General features: G+C 66.4%; 1 pseudogene. It reads right to left on the bottom strand.

The window, feature by feature from the left end:
* Positions 1-425 (bottom strand): annotated as a pseudogene (locus B3V69_RS11000) (glutamate 5-kinase); the annotation flags it as partial.

Raw genomic sequence — 425 nt, 5'->3', positions numbered from 1 at the left:
CCGTCCACGGCCGTCATGCCGATCGGCAGCAGACTTTTACCCTCGTCGCGCAGCTTGTCGACGGCGCCGGCGTCCACTGTCACGGAACCGCGCAGCTGAAGGTGATCGGCAATCCACTGTTTGCGGGCCTGGGTTTTTTGAGTCTGTGCCACCAGCAGCGTCCCCATCGGCTCACCCTGGGTCAATCGCACCAGGACGTCAGGCTCGCGGCCCCACGCGATCACGGTGGACGCCCCCGAGCCGGCCGCCCGTTTGGCCGCCAGGATTTTGGTGATCATGCCGCCGCGCCCCAGACTCGATCCAGCGCCACCGGCCATCGCCTCCAGCGTCGGGTCTCCGGCCTTGGCTTCATGGACAAACCGGGCCGAGGCATCCTTGCGCGGATCGGCCGTGTAAAGCCCTTTTTGGTCGGTCAGGATGACCAG

It is taken from the genome of Rhodoferax sp. UBA5149, from assembly GCF_002413825.1.
GTDB lineage: Bacteria > Pseudomonadota > Gammaproteobacteria > Burkholderiales > Burkholderiaceae_C > Rhodoferax.
This window is presented reverse-complemented; position numbering and strand designations above follow the sequence as displayed.